Here is a 16,564-nt window from a genome sequence, read left to right on the forward strand (position 1 = left end):
CGCCGCCCCGTCAGGACGGCGGGCGACCGGAGCGGATGCGATGAGGGTACTGGTGATCGGCGGCGGGATCGCGGGAACCGCGACCGCGCTGGGGCTGCGCAAGGCCGGGCTCGACGTCACCGTGTTCGAGGCCCACCCGGACACGGCCGAGGACCTCGGCGCCTTCCTGACCCTGGCGAGCAACGGCATGCGCGCCCTGGCCCAGCTGGACGCCGTGAACGCCGTCACGGCCGTCGGTTTTCCGCTGACTTCGCTGCGGCTGCTCGACAGCCGGGGCGCGCAGGTGTCATACGCCCCGCTCGGCGAGGCGGACGACCCCGCCCTGCGCTACCGCTGTCTGCGCCGGGGCGAGCTGAACGCGGCCCTGCAGGGCGAGGCGGCACGGCGCGGCATCGCCCTGCGCCACGGGGCCCGGCTGGTGTCCGTGACGGACGGCCCCGACGGCGTCACCGCCCGCTTCGCCGACGGCACCACGGCCACCGGGGACCTGCTCGTCGGCGCCGACGGACTGCGCTCGACCGTGCGCCGGCTGCTGATGCCCGAGGTACGGCCCCGATACGCCGGACAGCGCGTCTACTACGGCTACACCCGCACCGCGCCCGCCCCCGGCCCGGACGGCTCCCTCACCATGGTCCGGGGCGGCGCGACCGCCTTCGGGTACGCGGTGTCCCCGGCGGAGGAGACGTACTGGTTCGCCCGCGAGAGCGGTGACCCGCTGCCCGCCGGGGCGCCCGCCGCGCCGTCGGCCGGCGCGCGCGAGCGGCTGCTGACGCTGCTGCGCGCGGACTCCACGCCCGCCGCCGGCCTGGTCGAGGCCGCCGGCGACGCCATCCTGGTCACCAACGCCACCGAGCTGTCGCCGGGCACGGCCTGGCACACCGGGCGGGTCGTGCTCGCCGGCGACGCCGCGCACGCGGCCTCCCCGGCGACCGGGCAGGGCGCCTCGATGGCGCTGGAGGACGCCGTGGTCCTGGCCAAGGCGCTGCGGGACCTGCCCGACCCGGCCACCGCGTACGCCGCGTACGAGCGGCACCGCCGGCCACGGGCGGAGCACAACATCACCGTCAGCGGCGCCCTGTCCCGGAACACCGCGGGCACCGTGACGGCGCGCCCGGCAGGACCTGACGAGCGCCTCCTCGGCCAGCTCGCCTGGGACACCCCGCTGTCCGCCGTCCCGCCCGGGCCGGAGGTGTGAACCGGCCCGCCGGCGCGCGAAAGTGCAAGAGGCGGGGGACGGGAGTCCATTGCCGCGGCGCGGCCGGAGCCGGATCGTTCCGTGCGACCGGCCCCGAGGCAACTAGGAGCTACCGTGCGACTGTCGATCCGAGCGGGCGGCGCCGTGGCCGCCGCCGTCGCCCTGGTCCTGGGCAGCGGCACCGCGTCCCCCGCCGACGCCCGCTACACCGTGACCGTGGGCACCCCCAAGCCGTTCCCGCATCCCACCGACACCCCCGCCACCGCCTTCACCGACCGCGACGGCACCTTCCACTACCAGCAGTCCGCCGCGCTGTACGGCGCCGACGACCCCCGGGTCTGGGACTTCTACACCGGCAAGGACTTCGACACCGCCGCCTTCGACCGGACCCTGAGCGAGGCGGCCGACCCGGCCAACCCCGCCGACCGCAACGACGACACCACCTGGCGGTGCGACAACAGCCCCACCGGGCGCGAGGCGACGTACGCGCCGGCCGGCTCCGGATACGCGCGGAAGAACTACTGCGACCTCTCCGGGATCTGGATCGACCCCGACACCGGCGACTGGTACGGCCTGGTGCACAACGAGTTCACCCCGCGCCCCTTCGGCGACGGACTGCACTACGACGCCATCGACTACGCCGTCTCCACCGACCGGGGCCGCACCTGGACCATCAAGGACCATGTGCTCACCTCGCCGTACAGCACCAGGCGCGGGGACACCACGGCCTTCCCGCACGAGACGTACTCCTACGGCGACGGCGACCAGCGCCTGTTCGCCGACACCTCCTCCGGCTACTTCTACGTCTATTACGGCTCGCGGATCGTCGACAAGAGCGGCGGCTGGAAGGCCTTCTACGAGCACGTGGCCCGCGCCCCGATCGCCGCGAAGATGGCCCCCGGCTCCTGGCACAAGTGGTACGACGGCGCCTGGTCCCAGCCCGGCACCGGCGGCCGGGAGAGCAACATCGTCCCCGTCGACGCCGGGCACCCCACCGGCTACACCCCCGTCGGCGCCGAGTACGACCCGGCCAACACCGGCACCGCCGCCGAGCAGATCGCGGCCGGGAAGATGCCCCCGACCTCACCGCTGTTCGTGATGAACATCGCCTACGACGCCCACCTCGGCCGGTACATCGGCACCCCGCAGGCCGTCGACCAGAGCGGCCGCGCACCCCAGTACCTGTACGCCACCGACGACCTGGCCACCCAGAGGTGGCAGCTCATCGGCGACACCGGCGACTACACCACCGCCTCCTGGTACCGCTGGTTCCTGGATCCCGTGAGCCGCACCGGCTCCGCCGTGCTCGGCCGGACCTTCCGCGCCTACTGCTCCTTCGGCTGCTCCCACGGCTCCTCGGGCGAGTACGCCGACGTCACCGTGGACTCCGCCACGCCCGCCGCCCCGCCCGTGGACACCGGCCGCCGCTACCGCATCGCCGCCGGCAGCGGCCGGATCCTCGCGCAGGAGTCCGGTGGCTCCGCCGTCACCTCCCTCGCCCGGCCCACCGGCTCCGCCCGCGAGTCGTGGTCCTTCACCCCGACGGGAGACGGCGCCTTCACCATCGCCAACGCGGCGACCGGCCGCCTGCTGGGAGTGGACTCCGCGCGCACGGCGGGCCGGGCCTGGGGAGCACGGCCCACGGTGACCGCCGCCCCGGCCGGCGGACCGGCCGTCGGACAGCAGTGGTTCCTGATCGCCAACTCCTCCGCGCCCGGCACCCACCGCCTGGTCAACCGCTACAGCGGGCTCGTCCTCGGCCTGTCCGCGGCCCCCGGCCGGCTCGCCGAGACCACTGCGCCGCGCACCTGGACGGCCCCCGCGGGCTCCCCCGGTGACGGTCGCACCGCCGCCGAACAAACCCTGACGTTCACCCCGTCCCGGGCCTGACGCACGGCTGCCCGGGAGTCCCGGCCGACGAAGGAGGTGGTGTCCGAAGGCTTGTGGTCGGCTTGGTTCATCCCTTAAATCAAAACCTGAACTAAGCCGTGGGGCCGGTGAGTCGGCCCCGCCACGTCTGGAGCCGCCGTATGAGATGGAGACCCCTGGGTGTCACGCTGGCCGCAACGGCCGCACTGATCACCCTGCCCGCCGCCCACCCCTCGGCCGGCGCGGCCGAAATCCCCTTGTCCCAGGGGAAGTCGGCCACCGCGTCGTCCGTGGAGAACGCCGGCACCGCGGCCGGCAAGGCCGTCGACGGGGACGGCGGCACCCGGTGGTCCTCGGCCGCCGCCGACGACCAGTGGCTCCGGGTCGACCTGGGCGTCACCGCCTCGGTCACCCGGGTGGAACTCGACTGGGAGGCCGCCTACGGCAAGGACTACAAGGTCCAGATCTCCGGGGACGGGAGCACCTGGACCGACCTGAAGTCCGTCACCGGCTCCGACGGAGGCGCCGACACCCTCGACGTCTCCGGCCGGGGCCGCTACGTCCGGATGCTCGGCGTGCACCGGGCCACCCCGTACGGCTACTCCCTGTGGGAGTTCCGGGTGTACGGCAGCACGGACACCGGCCAGGCGGGCTGCGACAGCGGCAACGCGGCCAGGGGCAGGCCCGCCACCGCCTCCTCCACCGAGAACGCCGGCACCCCCGCCTCCGCCGCCTTCGACGGCGACACCACCACCCGCTGGTCCAGCCAGGCCGCCGACCCGCAGTGGCTCCAGGTCGACCTCGGCGCCGTCAAGGACATCTGCAAGGTCGACCTGAACTGGGAGGCCGCCTACGCCAAGGACTTCCAGCTCCAGGCCTCCGCCGACGGGCAGAACTGGAGCACCCTCAAGTCCGTCACCGGCGCGACCGGCGGCACGGCCTCGTACGACGTCAGCGGCTCCGGCCGGTACGTACGGATCCACGGCACCGCGCGCGGCACCGGCTACGGCTACTCGCTGTGGGAGGCAGCCGTGCACACCGGCACCAGCGGTCTGCCGCCGGTCCAGGGCGGCGGCGACCTCGGCCCGAACGTCATCGTCGTCGACCCCTCCACGCCCAACCTCCAGCAGAAGTTCGACGACGTCTTCGCCCGGCAGGAGTCCGCCCAGTTCGGCACCGGCCGCTACCAGTTCCTGCTCAAGCCCGGCACGTACAACGGCATCAACGCCCAACTCGGCTTCTACACCTCGATCTCCGGCCTCGGACTGAACCCGGACGACACGCAGATCAACGGTGATGTCACCGTCGACGCCGGCTGGTTCAACGGCAACGCCACGCAGAACTTCTGGCGTTCGGCGGAGAACCTCGCCCTCAACCCGTCCAACGGCACCGACCGCTGGGCGGTCGCGCAGGCCGCGCCCTTCCGCCGTATCCACGTCAAGGGCGGCCTCAACCTCGCGCCCAACGGCTACGGCTGGGCCTCCGGCGGTTACATCGCCGACTCGAAGATCGACGGCACCGTGGGCCCGTACTCCCAGCAGCAGTGGTACACCCGGGACAGCTCCGTCGGCGGCTGGACCAACGGCGTGTGGAACATGACCTTCTCCGGCGTCCAGGGCGCCCCCGCCACCAACTTCGACAGCGGCCCGTACACCACCCTGGACACCACCCCCGTCTCCCGCGAGAAGCCCTTCCTCTACCTGGACGGCTCCTCCTACAAGGTGTTCGTCCCGGCCAAGCGCACCAACGCCCGGGGTGTCTCCTGGCCCGCGAACGCCGGCACCTCGCTCCCGCTCGACCGGTTCTACGTGGTCAAGCCCGGCGCCACCGCCGCCACCATCAACGCGGCCCTCGCCCAGGGCCTCAACCTCCTGTTCACCCCGGGCGTCTACCACCTCGACCAGACCCTCGACGTCACCCGCCCCGACACCGTCGTCCTCGGCCTGGGCCTGGCCACCCTCGTCCCGGACAACGGCGTCGACGCGATGCACGTCGCCGACGTCGACGGCGTACGGCTCGCCGGATTCCTCATCGACGCCGGCCCGGTCAACTCCGACACCCTGCTGCGCATCGGCACCCCCGGCGCCGGCGCCGACCACTCGGCGAACCCCACCACCATGCAGGACGTGTTCATCCGCATCGGCGGCGCCGGACCCGGACTCGCCACCAACTCCGTCGTGGTCGACAGCGACGACGTCGTCATCGACCACACCTGGATCTGGCGCGCCGACCACGGCAGCGGCGTCGGCTGGGACACCAACCGCGCCGACTACGGACTGCGCGTCAACGGCGACGACGTCCTGGCCACCGGCCTGTTCGTGGAGCACTTCAACAAGTACGACGTCCACTGGAGCGGGGAACGCGGCCGGACGATCTTCTTCCAGAACGAGAAGGCGTACGACGTCCCGAACGCCGCCGCCGTCACCCATGACGGCATCGTCGGCTACGCGGCCTACAAGGTCGCCGACTCCGTCACCACCCACGAGGCCTGGGGCCTGGGCAGCTACTGCAACTTCACGGCCGATCCGTCGATCGTCCAGACCCACGGCTTCCAGGTGCCCGTCACCGCGGGCATCAAGATGCACGACCTGATGGTGATCTCCCTCGGCGGCAAGGGCCAGTACGCCCACGTCGTCAACAACACGGGCGCCCCCACCTCGGGCACCGACACCATTCCCTCCAAGGTGACGTCCTTCCCGTAGGACCCGTACGACACCGCCCGCGGAACGCGCCAGGCCTCACCCCTCGGCCTGGCGCACGTCCTCCCACGCCCGGCCGCGCAAGCCCGCGTCGCCCAGTACGTCCGCCGCCGTGCAGGCCAGCGCCTCCACCACGGCGAGGAGCACCCGGCGCGCCCGCTGCGAGGCCGCGGCCTCGGCGAACTCCGGAGTGTGGTCCGAACCCCCGGCGCCCATGATCGCGACGAAGGGGTGGATGGCGGGCACCCGCCCGCTGACGTTGCCGATGTCGGAGGAGCCCAGATAGACCCCGGGAGCGGGCGCGGTGAGGGCGATCCCGGCCCGGTCCAGATGCCCGGCGAACCGCTCGGACAGCGCCGGGCTGTCCCGGAAGTGCTCATAGCGCACGCTCGCCCGCTCCACGGTCACCACCGTGCCGGTCGCCCGGGCCACCCCCTCGGCGGCCGTTCCCAGCTGCCCGGCCAGCTCGTCCAGGGCGGCCGTGGTCAGCGCCCGCAGCCCGAACCGCCCCTCCGCGTACTCCGGGACGATGTTCGTGGCCGTGCCGCCCTGCGTGATGATGCCCTGCACATGGGAGCCCTCCGGCAGCCGGCGGCCGAGCGAGGACAACACGTTGAACAGCTCGATCAGCGCCGCCAGCGCGTCGATGCCCTCCGTCGGATTGCCCGTCGGGTGCGCGGCCCGGCCCCGGAAGGCGACCCGGTACTGCTCCTGCGCGGTGAGCGGGGCCCGCACCCAGTCGTACACCCCCGGGTGGAACATCAGGGCCGCGTCCACCCCGTCGAAGACACCCGCCTCCACCTGAAGCGCCTTGCCGCCGCCGCCCTCCTCGGCCGGCGTGCCCACCGCGAGGACCGTGCCCTCGCCGCCGTCCCGCACGGCGTCCAGCACCAGGGCCGCCCCGAGGCCGGCCGCCGCGATCAGATTGTGCCCGCAGGCGTGGCCGAGCCCGGGCAGCGCGTCGTACTCCAGCGGGAACGCCACCACCGGCCGCCCCCGCCCCGAGCGGGCCGTGAACGCGGTCGGCAGCCCCGCCACCTCACGCCGCACCTCGAAACCCGCGCCCTCCAGTTCCCCCGAGAGCAGCGCCGCCGCCCGGTGCTCGGCGAACGCGGTCTCCGGGTCCGCGTGCAGCGCCGACGCCACGGACCACAGCGCGTCGGCGCGCCGCGCGACCTCCTCCCCGATCCGGCGGTACAGCGACACGAGTCCTCCTCGGTGCGGCGGGTGTGCTCTGCCGGGCCGGGTTCCACCCGAACGGCTCCCGACACCGGGCCGCCGGGTTTGGGGCGCCCCACCGGTGCAACACGGTGGGTGCGGAACCGAACAGTTCAGGAGGCAGTCATGGACCACTCCCGCGTACCCGTGCTGGAGGCTCTGCAGGAGTTCCGGCGACGAGGGGACGTGGTGTACGGGCCTCCGGGACACAAACAGGGCCGTGGCGCCGATCCGAGGGTGGCCGACATCCTCGGGCTGGACGTGTTCCGCTCGGACGTGCTCAGCCTCAACGGGCTGGACGACCGCCGCCAGTCCCAGGGCGTGCTGGAGCAGGCGCAGGAACTGATGGCCGACGCGGTCGGCGCCGACCAGGCGTTCTTCTCCACCTGCGGCAGCTCCCTGTCGGTCAAGACCGCGATGCTCGCGGTCGCCGGACCGGGGGAGAAGCTGCTGCTGTCCCGCAACGCCCACAAGTCGGTCATCGCCGCGGTGATCATCAACGGGGTGGAGCCCGTCTGGGTGCACCCCAAGTTCGACGGCGAACGGCACATGGCCCATCCGCCGGAGGCCGACGACGTCCGCGACCGGCTGCGCGAACACCCCGACGCCAAGGGCATGCTGCTGATCACCCCCACCGACTGGGGCACCTGCGCCGACGTGCGCGCGGTCGCCGACGTCTGTCACGCCGCCGACGTCCCGCTCATCGTGGACGAGGCGTGGGGCGCCCACCTGCCCTTCCACTCCGGCCTGCCCGTGTGGGGCATGGACGCGGGCGCCGACCTGGTCGTCACCAGCGTGCACAAGATGGGCGGTGCCATCGAGCAGAGCTCGGTCTTCCACCTCCAGGGCGACCGGGTCTCGCCGACCGTGCTCAAGCAGCGCGAGGACCTGCTCGGCACCACCAGCGCCTCCAGCCTGGTCTACGCCACCCTCGACGGCTGGCGGCGGCAGATGGTCGAACAGGGGCACGACCTGCTGGACGCGGCCCTGCACCGCGCCGAACGCGTCCGGGCCCAGCTGCGGGAACTGCCCGGGCTGCGGGTGATGGGCGGCGAGATCATCGACGAGGGGCTGGCCGCCGAGTTCGACCCGCTGAAGATCGTCGTCGACGTACGGGGCCTCGGCATCAGCGGCATGCAGGCCACCGAGTGGCTGCGCACGAACTGCCACATCGACATGGGCGGCTCGGACACCTGCCGGATCACCGCCTCCATCACCCACTCCGACGACGAGCAGACCGAGAAACTGCTGGTGGAGTCCGTGCGTTCGCTGGTGGAGCGGGCGGACGGCATCGAGCGGCGCCCGGCCGTGCACCTGCCCGAACCGCGCGCCCTGGAACTGGAACAGGCGGTCCTGCCCCGGGACGCCTTCTTCGGCCCCGCCGAACAGGTGCCCGCCGAGCGGGCCGTGGGCCGCATCGCCGCCGAGACGCTCAGCCCCTACCCGCCCGGCGTGCCGGTCGTGGCACCCGGCGAGGTCATCACCGCGGAGATCGTGGACTATCTGCGCAGCGGCATCGCCCACGGCTTCCTCGTCCCGGACGCGGCGGACTCCTCCCTGGACACCTTCCGCGTCGTCGCCCGCCCCTGACCGGCCGGGCCCCGCACACCGTTCGAACTGCGCCACGCCGACTCAGCGCCTAGGGTGGCGGTGCGGGCGGCCGGGCACCGGCGGCCTGCCCCGGGTCAAGAAGCCGGCCCTGCTGACGGACACGTCCGCGGCAGGGGGCTGTGGCCCTGCCGACGGTCCCCGGGCCGGACCAGCGCGTCCGGCGGGCCCGCCGTCCCGGCAACTCGATACGAGACGGCCCGACTTCACCCCGACCGGGAACTCCCCGAGGTTCCCGGTTTCGGACGCCCCGGCCCGGGGACCTCGGTACGAGGCCACCATCGGCCCCCCTCCGCCCGGGACCCACCCGACGCGGGCCGTGGTGCCGGCCGCCCGCCCCCGGCGGGGCGACCATGCGGCGGACACCCGCTCGTTCGTGCCGGGCCCGCCCCCGTGACCAGCGAAGGAATTGCCACTGATGAGCGAGACGAACCCCCTGAAGCGAGCCGCGGACAAGGTGGCGGACGCCCTCCAGGGAGGACCCAAGGGCCCCGAGGACGGCATCCCGGGCAAGCCGGGCCCCCAGACGCCGCCGGTCGCCGAGCCGACCGACCCCCACGAGCCCTTCCCGCCCAAGCCCGACCAGACCGGCCCCGACACCGTCTCCCCGACCGGGCAGCCCACCGGCGCCGACCAGGCCCGGATGGCGCAGAGCGGCAGCTATCTGACCAACGCCCAGGGCACCCGGCTGTACGACACCGACCACTCCCTCAAGGCCGGACCCCGCGGCCCGGTGCTCCTGCAGGACCACCACCTGCGGGAGAAGGTCATGCACTTCGACCACGAGCGCATCCCCGAGCGCGTGGTCCACGCCCGCGGCGCCGGCGCGCACGGCGTGTTCCGCAGCTACGGCACCGCGGCCAACGTGACGAAGGCGGCCTTCCTCGCCGAGGACGTCGAGACACCGGTGTTCGTCCGCTTCTCCACCGTGCTCGGCTCGCGGGGCTCCTCCGACACCGTCCGCGACACGCGCGGTTTCGCGACCAAGTTCTACACCAGCGAGGGCGTCTTCGACCTGGTCGGCAACAACATCCCGGTGTTCTTCATCCAGGACGCCATCAAGTTCCCGGACGTCATCCACGCCGGCAAGCCGCACCCCGACCGGGAGATCCCGCAGGCACAGAGCGCCCACGACACCTTCTGGGACTTCGTCACCCTGCACACCGAGGCCGCCCACCACACCCTGTGGAACATGTCCGACCGGGGCATCCCGCGCTCGTACCGCACCATGGAGGGCTTCGGCGTCCACACCTTCCGCCTGGTCAACGCCGCCGGCGAGACCACGCTGGTGAAGTTCCACTGGAAGCCGAAGCTGGGCGTGCACTCCCTGGTGTGGGAGGAGGCGCAGATCATCAACGGCGTCGACCCCGACTTCCACCGCCGGGACCTCGCCGACGCCATCGAGGCGGGCGCCTACCCCCAGTGGGAGTTCGGCATCCAGACCTTCCCCGACACCCCCGACCAGACCTTCGAGGGCATCGACCTGCTGGACCCGACCAACATCGTCCCCGAGGAACTGGCCCCCGTGCAGCCGATCGGGCTGCTCACCCTCGACCGCAACCCGTCCAACTTCTTCGCCGAGACCGAACAGGTCGCCTTCCACGTGGGCCACCTCGTCCCCGGCATCGACATCACCGACGACCCGCTGCTCGCCGGCCGGCTCTTCTCCTACCTGGACACCCAGATCACCCGCCTGGCCGGTCCCAACTTCCCGCAGATCCCGATCAACCGGCCGCACGCACCGGTCAACGACATGCTCCGCGACGGCTTCCACCAGACGGCCGTCCACCGGGGCGTGGCCCCCTACCGGCCCAACTCCCTCGACGGCGGCTGCCCGTTCACCGCCGGCGCGGACCTGGGCGCGTACGTCGAGACGCCCGTACGCGTCCCCGAGGCGACCAAGGTCCGCGAGGCGCCCGAGTCCTTCAACGACCACTTCAGCCAGCCGCGCCGGTTCTGGCTGAGCATGAGCCCGCCCGAGCGCGAGCACATCATCGGCGCCTACACCTTCGAACTCGGCAAGTGCTACGAAGTGGCCATCCGGGAAAGGGCGTTGCAGGTCCTGGCCAACATCGACCCGGAGCTGTGCGCGGGCGTCGCGGCCGGCCTCGGCCTGCCCGCACCGGAACCCACCGTGCCCCTCGCCGACGTCCAGCCCAGCCCCGCCCTCTCCCAGGTCGGGCGCACCTGGCCCACCGACGGCAGGATCATCGGCATCCTCACCGGACCCGACGGCGACCTCGACGGCGTACGGGCCGTCCGGCAGGCGGTCCTCGACGGCGGCATGGTCCCGCTGATCGTGGCACCGGTCGGCGGCACCCTCGGCGACGGCGCCGACGCCCTGACCGTCCAGCGGACCTACGCCACCGCGCGTTCCGTGGAGTTCGACGCGGTGCTGGTGGCGGGCACCCCCGGGGTGGGCGCGGACGCCTACGGAGCCCGGGACGCCAAGGCCGGCCAGCCCACCGCGGGGTTCGCCACCCCCGACCCGCGGGTGGGGCTGCTGCTGGGCGAGGCGTTCCGGCACGGCAAGGCCATCGGCGCCGCCAAGGGCGGCGAGGCGGCCCTGGAGGCGGCCGGCATCCCGCTGGACGCGCCCGGTGTGATCGCCGGGGACACCGCCACCGGCGTGCTCGCGGAACTCACCCGGCTGCTCGGCGCGCACCGGGTCTGGGAACGCTTCCCGTCCGCCGCCTGAGCGGCCGGACGGGGGAATGTCACGGCGGGGCCGCCCGGACGGCGTAGCAGCGGAGGCGAACGGCACGCCCCCCGGGTGTGATGGAGGCGACCCGACGTCAACCAGTGAGGCAGAACATGCGTCTTCGCTCCTTGGCCACCACGACCGTCATCACCGCAGCCCTCGCCCTGGCCGGCACGGCCAACGCCTTCGCCTCCGACGGCGGGGGCGGGGGCGGCGCGTCCGCAGTCGGCGTCGCCGCCAACAGCCCCGGCATCCTGTCCGGCAACGTCGTCCAGGTACCGATCAACCTCCAGGCCAACGTCTGCGGCAACACCATCAACATCATCGGCCTGCTGAACCCGGCTGTCGGCAACATCTGCGTCAACAAGTGACCCCAGCCGTGCGCCGGCCCCCGCGACGGGGGGCCGGCGCACGGCTGTTCACCCACTGGTGGTGCGGCACAGCAACAGGCAGATGTCGTCGTCGTGTTCGGAGTCGTGCAGCATCGGTTTGAGCAACGCGTCCGCCGCCGTGTCCAGCTCCGCAAGCTCCGCCGCGCCGAGCACCTGTACGGCCCGGGCGAGCCGGTCGATGCCCGCGTCGATCCCGGCGGTCCGCCGCTCCACCAGACCGTCCGTGTACAGCGCGAGGACGGACCCGGCCGGCAGCTCGACGGTGTGCTCCTCGTACTCGTACGGCAGCGGCACCCCCAGCATGATCCCCGGCTTCGCGTCCAGCACCCGTACCTCCCCCCGGGGGCCGCGGGCGACGGCCGGCGGATGCCCCGCGGCCGCCCACACCACCTCCGGCTCCCCGGGCGTGAACCGGGCGATGGCACAGGTCGCGTACAGCTCCGGCTGCTGATGGCGGAGCATCCGGTGCAGCAGCGTGAGGATCCGCGCCGGGCCGTTGCCCTCCACGGCGTAGGCGCGCAGCGCGGTGCGCAACTGGCCCATGATGACCGCCGCCCGCAGTCCGTGCCCGGTGACGTCACCTATCACCGCCAGCACACTGCCGTCCGGCTGGGAGAAGGCGTCGTACCAGTCGCCGCCGATGTTCAGGCCGTGCGTCGCCGGCAGATAGCGCGCGGCCAGGTCCAGGCCCGGCACGGTGGGCAGCTTCGTCAGCTGCGCGCGTTGCAGTGCCTCGGCGACGTCCCGGTGCTGCTCGTACTGGCGGGCGTTCTCCAGCGCGATGCCCGCCCGCCGGGCCAGCTCCAGCAGCATCACGGTGGTGTCCGGGTCGAAGCGCTCGCCCGGCGCGGCCAGCGTCAGCACCCCCTGCACGGTGCGCCCGCCCAGCGGCAGGCACAGCAGCGGCCGGTCGGGGGAGAGCGCCGAGGCCGGCAGGTCGTCCACGCCGGGCAGCCCCCCGGGATGGGGGCCCGCGTGCTGGGGACGGCCGGTGCGCGCCGCCGTCACCGTGGCCGCCGCCCGGTCGCCCGGCGGGGTCCGCTCGTCGTCCACCAGCCATACGTCGACGTGCCGGGCGTACTCCGGGACCAGCAGCTCCGGCAGCCGGCGCAGGATGTCCTCGTGGTCCAGGGAGGCGTGCAGCACCGCGCTGGCGTCGGTCAGGAAGGTCAGCAGCCGGCGGGCGTTCTCCGCCTCGGCACGGGCCGCCCGCTCGGCGTCCAGCAGGTCGCGCTGGGCCAGCGCCGCCGCCTCCAGCTCGGCGTGCAGCGCCAGCACCCCCTGGTTGGTCTGGTGCAGCTCCTCCCGGTGCAGCCGCAGCAACTCCTCCGTCTCGGAGAGGCTCGTCAGCACCGCGGCGGTGTCCTCGTCGGCGCTCAGCAGCGCCTCGGCGAGCGGGGCGTCCTGCGGGCCGGGCGGCGGGCCGGGCACCGCGCCGGTGCGGTGAAGCGTGTGCCGCCAGGGTTCCGGCCCGCCCAGGGCGATCCCCAGCCGGCCGTCCGGGCCGGCGGTCACGGCCAGTTCGGCGCCGCCCGCGGCCAGGGCGCGCCGCAGCCGCACCCCGAGCGCGCTGAGGCAACGGGCGCGGTCGAGCGCGGGCACCCCGGCGTCCGCGAGGAGCCGCGCCAGCCGGGCACGGGCGCGGGCCGCGTCGGCGGCGGAGGCGATGGTCCAGGTGTCGCGGGCGGCTGTCATGGGGCGGTGGTCCGGCGGTCGGGGGCCAGTACGGCCACGCTGGTGTCGTCGCGAACGGGGCGGGCGGGGCTGCCTGCGTCACGCAGGATCGCCGCGGCCACCACCGACGGGTCGTGGGCGAGCAGCCCGGGGTCCTCCGGCGGCGTCCACCGGCTGGGCAGCCCGTCGCTGTGCACCACGAGCAGGCTCTCCTCGTGCCACGGCAGCCGGCGCACCGGGACCTGCGCCGGGAAGTACGCCCCGACGATCCCCGGATGGGACACCAGGGACGTCCAGGACCCCCCGCTGCGCACCCGGGCGCTCACATTGCCGACCCCGGCGAAGCTCAGTTCCGCCCGGTCGGTGTCCACCTGCGCCACCGTCACCGCCGCGCCCCGGGTGGGCCGCAGCGCCGTGTGCAGCCGGCGCAGGATGTCCGCGGGCGGCAGATGCCCGGCGCGGCGCAGCTCCGCCACCGCCGCGCCGGAGGCGTGCGCGGCCTTCGGTCCGTGCCCGAGACCGTCCGCCAGCAGCAGCGTCAGCAGCCGCCCGGAGCGCACCCAGCCCCAGGCGTCACCGCACTGCGCGTCCTGACGGAGGGAGACCGTGATCCCGCCCGCGGGCAGCCGTGCCGGGGGCGCCCAGCGCTCGCCGGGCTCGGCGTCGATCCGGGCCGCCGCGACCGTCCCCCGGCCGGGCCGGCTGTACAGGTGGAAGGCGTTGGCGCTGCGCCGGCAACTGCCCAGCCCCGCGCCGAGCGAGCCGTCGGCGGTGGAGTAACCGTCGCGCAGGGCGGCGTCCACGTCGGCGATGCCCGGCCCGTGGTCCAGCGAGTACAGCTGGACCGACGGGCCCGCGCCGCCGTCCGGCGGCTCCACCAGGTTCACCACCATCAGGCCGCCGCCGGCGTGCTTGAGCAGATTGGTGGCCAGCTCGGTGGCGACCAGCTCCGCCGCCGCCGTACGCGCGGGGGCCAGACCCGAGTCGTCACACGCCTCCCGGGCCGCCATCCGGGCGTCCCGCACCCGGGTGGAGTCGTGCACCGGGACCTCCCACACCCGGCCCATCACAGCCCCGGGCGAGACGCGGGCACCTGGGCCACCCAGGCCACGGCCGTCACGGTCGTGCCCCGGCCGGGCTCGGTGTCGACACTGAACTCGTGCACCAGCCGCTTCGCTCCGCTCAGTCCCAGCCCGAGGCCGCCGCCGGAGGTGTACCCGTCGGTCATGGCCAGTTCCAGATCGCGGATGCCCGGACCTTCGTCGATGAAACACATCCGCAGGCCGCGGCTGCGTCCATTGTCCAGCGGAGTGATCTCCACCCGCCCGCCGCCGCCGTGCACCAGCGTGTTACGGGCCAGCTCGCTCGCCGCCGTGACCAGCTTGGTCTGCTGCACCAGGCCGAAGCCGAGCCCCGCCGCGCACTGCCGCACGTGCTGCCGCACCCAGGCCAGATCCGCGTCCGAGCCGATGGGCAGGCTCGTCGCGGACACCTGGCCGGACGGCTGCATCAGCTCCCCCTCTGGTTCAGCAGTTCCATGGCACGGTCGACGTCCAGGGCGGTGACCAGGCCGGGCAGCGTGAGTCCCAGCTCGACCAGGGTGATCGCCACGGCGGGCCGCATCCCGGCCAGGACCGTGCGCGCCGCCAGCAGCCCGGCCGTGGAGGCGATCTCCGCGAGCACCCGGCCGAGGAAGGAGTCGACCATGTCCACCCCGGAGATGTCGATCACCACTCCGGTCATCCGGTCGGCGGAGATGCGGTGGGTGATGTCCTGCTGCAACTGCTCGGCCATGCCGTCGTGCAGCTCGCCCTGCAGGGAGACCAGCAGCACGTCGCCGAGGGCGAGCACCGGCACCGACGGCTGGCCGGGAAGGGGCTGGTTCACCGGATGCTCTCATTCGCGTGCGCCCGGGACACCTCGATGCCCTGTTTGCCGAGGGCGTAGGCCAGCGCGTCGGCCAGCGAGGACCGGGTGAGCACCGAGCCGAGGTCGATGCCGAGCTGCACGATGGTCTGCGCGATGGCCGGGCGGATGCCGGAGACGATGCACTCCGCGCCCATCAGCCGGGCCGCGGCGACCGTCTTCATCAGGTGCTGGGCCACGAGCGAGTCGACGGTCGGCACGCCGGTGATGTCGAGGATGGCGTACCGGGCCCGCTGGTCCACGATCGCCTCCAGCAGCGACTCCATCACCACCTGGCTGCGGGCGCTGTCCAGGGTGCCGATCAGGGGTACGGCGACCGTGCCCTCCCACAGCTTGATGACCGGGGTGGCCACCTCCAGCAGCTGCTGCCGCTGCCGCTCGATCAGCTCCGCGTTCGCGTCCAGCGCCGTCTCCATGACCACCAGCCGCAGCGTGCCCAGCAGCATGGTCAGCGCCAGCACGGCCTCCTGAGCCGGCGGGGCCGTGGGGTCGGTGAACTCCTCGCGGAGCAGGTCCACCACGGGCACGCGCAGCCCGGCCACCTCGTCGGCGATCTGCGAGGCGGTGGACCCGGTGCGGGCCCGGGTCTGCGTCATCCGCCCCAACTGGTCGCGCACCGGCACGAAGCCGGGCGAGCCCACGTCCTCCAGCCGACCGCTGACGGCCACCTCGGAAAGCGCTTCCACCACGGCCTTGCACGCCTCCACCGCCTCGTCGCGGGAGACGGTGAAGACCGAGCGGAACAGGGGCGTGTCGGCCCAGCGCTGGGCGATCTGTTCCTTCCGCTGTTCCAGGAAGGAACTCACCACCTGAGGTGCCGATACGGCCGCGTCCTGCTCGGGCACTGTCATCCTCTCCTCTCGCACAGCCAGGGGCGCCGGTGGGCCGGCTCTCCGAAGCCGATCATTGCCGACCGCCCACCGTAGCGACCGGCGTCCGGCCGGGCCAAACCCGCTCCCGGCTTCGTGACCAGGGCAACTGATGCCCGGGCCGGGAACGGTCGGCCCGGCGGGGCGTGCGGACGAGCGGGCGGGACCCCGAGGGGTCGTGCACTGATTGTCCGGGGTGCGACGGCTCGGCTCCTTCGGTGCGTGGGGCTGTCGCCGGCCCGGCGGTGCGCGTCCGCCGGGCCGGCGCCGGTCAGCCGCCTACCCCCGAAACCCGCGGACTCTCCTCGGCCCCGCCGACGTCACCCGCGCGTGCGACACCCGCCGGTACGGGCGGGGCGGGCCGTGCGGGGACGGGCGGCCGGGGAGAGGGGGAACGGACGGCCGAATGCAGC

General features: G+C 73.6%; 12 protein-coding genes. 6 read left to right on the forward strand and 6 right to left on the reverse strand.

The features are described 5' to 3' along the window. The first annotated feature begins 40 nt into the window (after window positions 1-40). The 3 genes from HB370_RS36315 (at window position 41) to HB370_RS36325 (ending at window position 5,766) form a co-directional block, all read left to right on the forward strand. Entirely contained in the window at window positions 41-1,195 is a 1,155-nt protein-coding gene (locus HB370_RS36315) for an FAD-dependent oxidoreductase (RefSeq protein ID WP_030788327.1), read from the forward strand. Between the two features lie 114 nt (window positions 1,196-1,309). Further along, window positions 1,310-3,085: an RICIN domain-containing protein gene (locus HB370_RS36320; RefSeq protein ID WP_051816024.1), complete on the forward strand. Its 1,776-nt coding sequence runs from the start codon at window positions 1,310-1,312 to the stop codon at window positions 3,083-3,085. A 140-nt stretch (window positions 3,086-3,225) separates the two neighbouring features. After that, a complete protein-coding gene (locus HB370_RS36325; RefSeq protein WP_030788334.1) occupies window positions 3,226-5,766 on the forward strand; it encodes a discoidin domain-containing protein in 2,541 nt (846 codons plus the stop codon). Between the two features lie 36 nt (window positions 5,767-5,802). On the opposite strand, the gene HB370_RS36330 is transcribed toward HB370_RS36325, so the two are convergent. Then, a complete protein-coding gene (locus HB370_RS36330) occupies window positions 5,803-6,969 on the reverse strand; it encodes an amidohydrolase (protein WP_030788338.1) in 1,167 nt (388 codons plus the stop codon). A gap of 138 nt (window positions 6,970-7,107) precedes the next feature. On the opposite strand from HB370_RS36330, the gene HB370_RS36335 reads away from it, so the two are divergent. The 3 genes from HB370_RS36335 (at window position 7,108) to HB370_RS36345 (ending at window position 11,661) form a co-directional block, all read left to right on the forward strand. Next, window positions 7,108-8,571: a PLP-dependent transferase gene (locus tag HB370_RS36335; protein WP_030788340.1), complete on the forward strand. Its 1,464-nt coding sequence runs from the start codon at window positions 7,108-7,110 to the stop codon at window positions 8,569-8,571. A 436-nt stretch (window positions 8,572-9,007) separates the two neighbouring features. Further along, window positions 9,008-11,287: a catalase gene (locus tag HB370_RS36340; protein ID WP_030788342.1), complete on the forward strand. Its 2,280-nt coding sequence runs from the start codon at window positions 9,008-9,010 to the stop codon at window positions 11,285-11,287. Between the two features lie 116 nt (window positions 11,288-11,403). Continuing rightward, window positions 11,404-11,661, forward strand: a complete 258-nt coding sequence (locus HB370_RS36345; protein WP_030788345.1) for a chaplin — start codon at window positions 11,404-11,406, stop codon at window positions 11,659-11,661. Window positions 11,662-11,709: 48 nt separating this feature from the next. On the opposite strand, the gene HB370_RS36350 is transcribed toward HB370_RS36345, so the two are convergent. The 5 genes from HB370_RS36350 to HB370_RS36370 are packed head-to-tail and all read right to left on the reverse strand — an operon-like array spanning window position 11,710 to window position 16,133. Beyond that, window positions 11,710-13,377 carry a GAF domain-containing SpoIIE family protein phosphatase gene (locus HB370_RS36350; protein WP_030788347.1) on the reverse strand — a complete coding sequence of 556 codons (1,668 nt, stop codon included), beginning with the start codon at window positions 13,375-13,377 and terminating at the stop codon, window positions 11,710-11,712. After that, window positions 13,374-14,423 carry an ATP-binding SpoIIE family protein phosphatase gene (locus tag HB370_RS36355; protein ID WP_030788349.1) on the reverse strand — a complete coding sequence of 350 codons (1,050 nt, stop codon included), beginning with the start codon at window positions 14,421-14,423 and terminating at the stop codon, window positions 13,374-13,376. The genes HB370_RS36350 and HB370_RS36355 overlap by 4 nt, the downstream gene beginning before the upstream one ends. Then, window positions 14,423-14,866, reverse strand: coding sequence for an anti-sigma regulatory factor (locus HB370_RS36360; protein ID WP_030788351.1), 444 nt, complete (start codon window positions 14,864-14,866; stop codon window positions 14,423-14,425). The genes HB370_RS36355 and HB370_RS36360 overlap by 1 nt, the downstream gene beginning before the upstream one ends. Continuing rightward, a complete protein-coding gene (locus HB370_RS36365; RefSeq protein ID WP_030788353.1) occupies window positions 14,866-15,243 on the reverse strand; it encodes an STAS domain-containing protein in 378 nt (125 codons plus the stop codon). The genes HB370_RS36360 and HB370_RS36365 overlap by 1 nt, the downstream gene beginning before the upstream one ends. Continuing rightward, the gene (locus tag HB370_RS36370) at window positions 15,240-16,133 is read right to left on the reverse strand and encodes an STAS domain-containing protein (RefSeq protein ID WP_167513075.1); all 894 of its coding nucleotides are present in this window, start codon (window positions 16,131-16,133) and stop codon (window positions 15,240-15,242) included. Before HB370_RS36370 ends, HB370_RS36365 begins: the two co-directional genes overlap by 4 nt. Between the last annotated feature and the right edge of the window lie 431 nt (window positions 16,134-16,564).

The sequence above is a fragment of the Streptomyces sp. DSM 40868 genome (assembly GCF_011820545.1).
GTDB lineage: Bacteria > Actinomycetota > Actinomycetes > Streptomycetales > Streptomycetaceae > Streptomyces > Streptomyces eurythermus.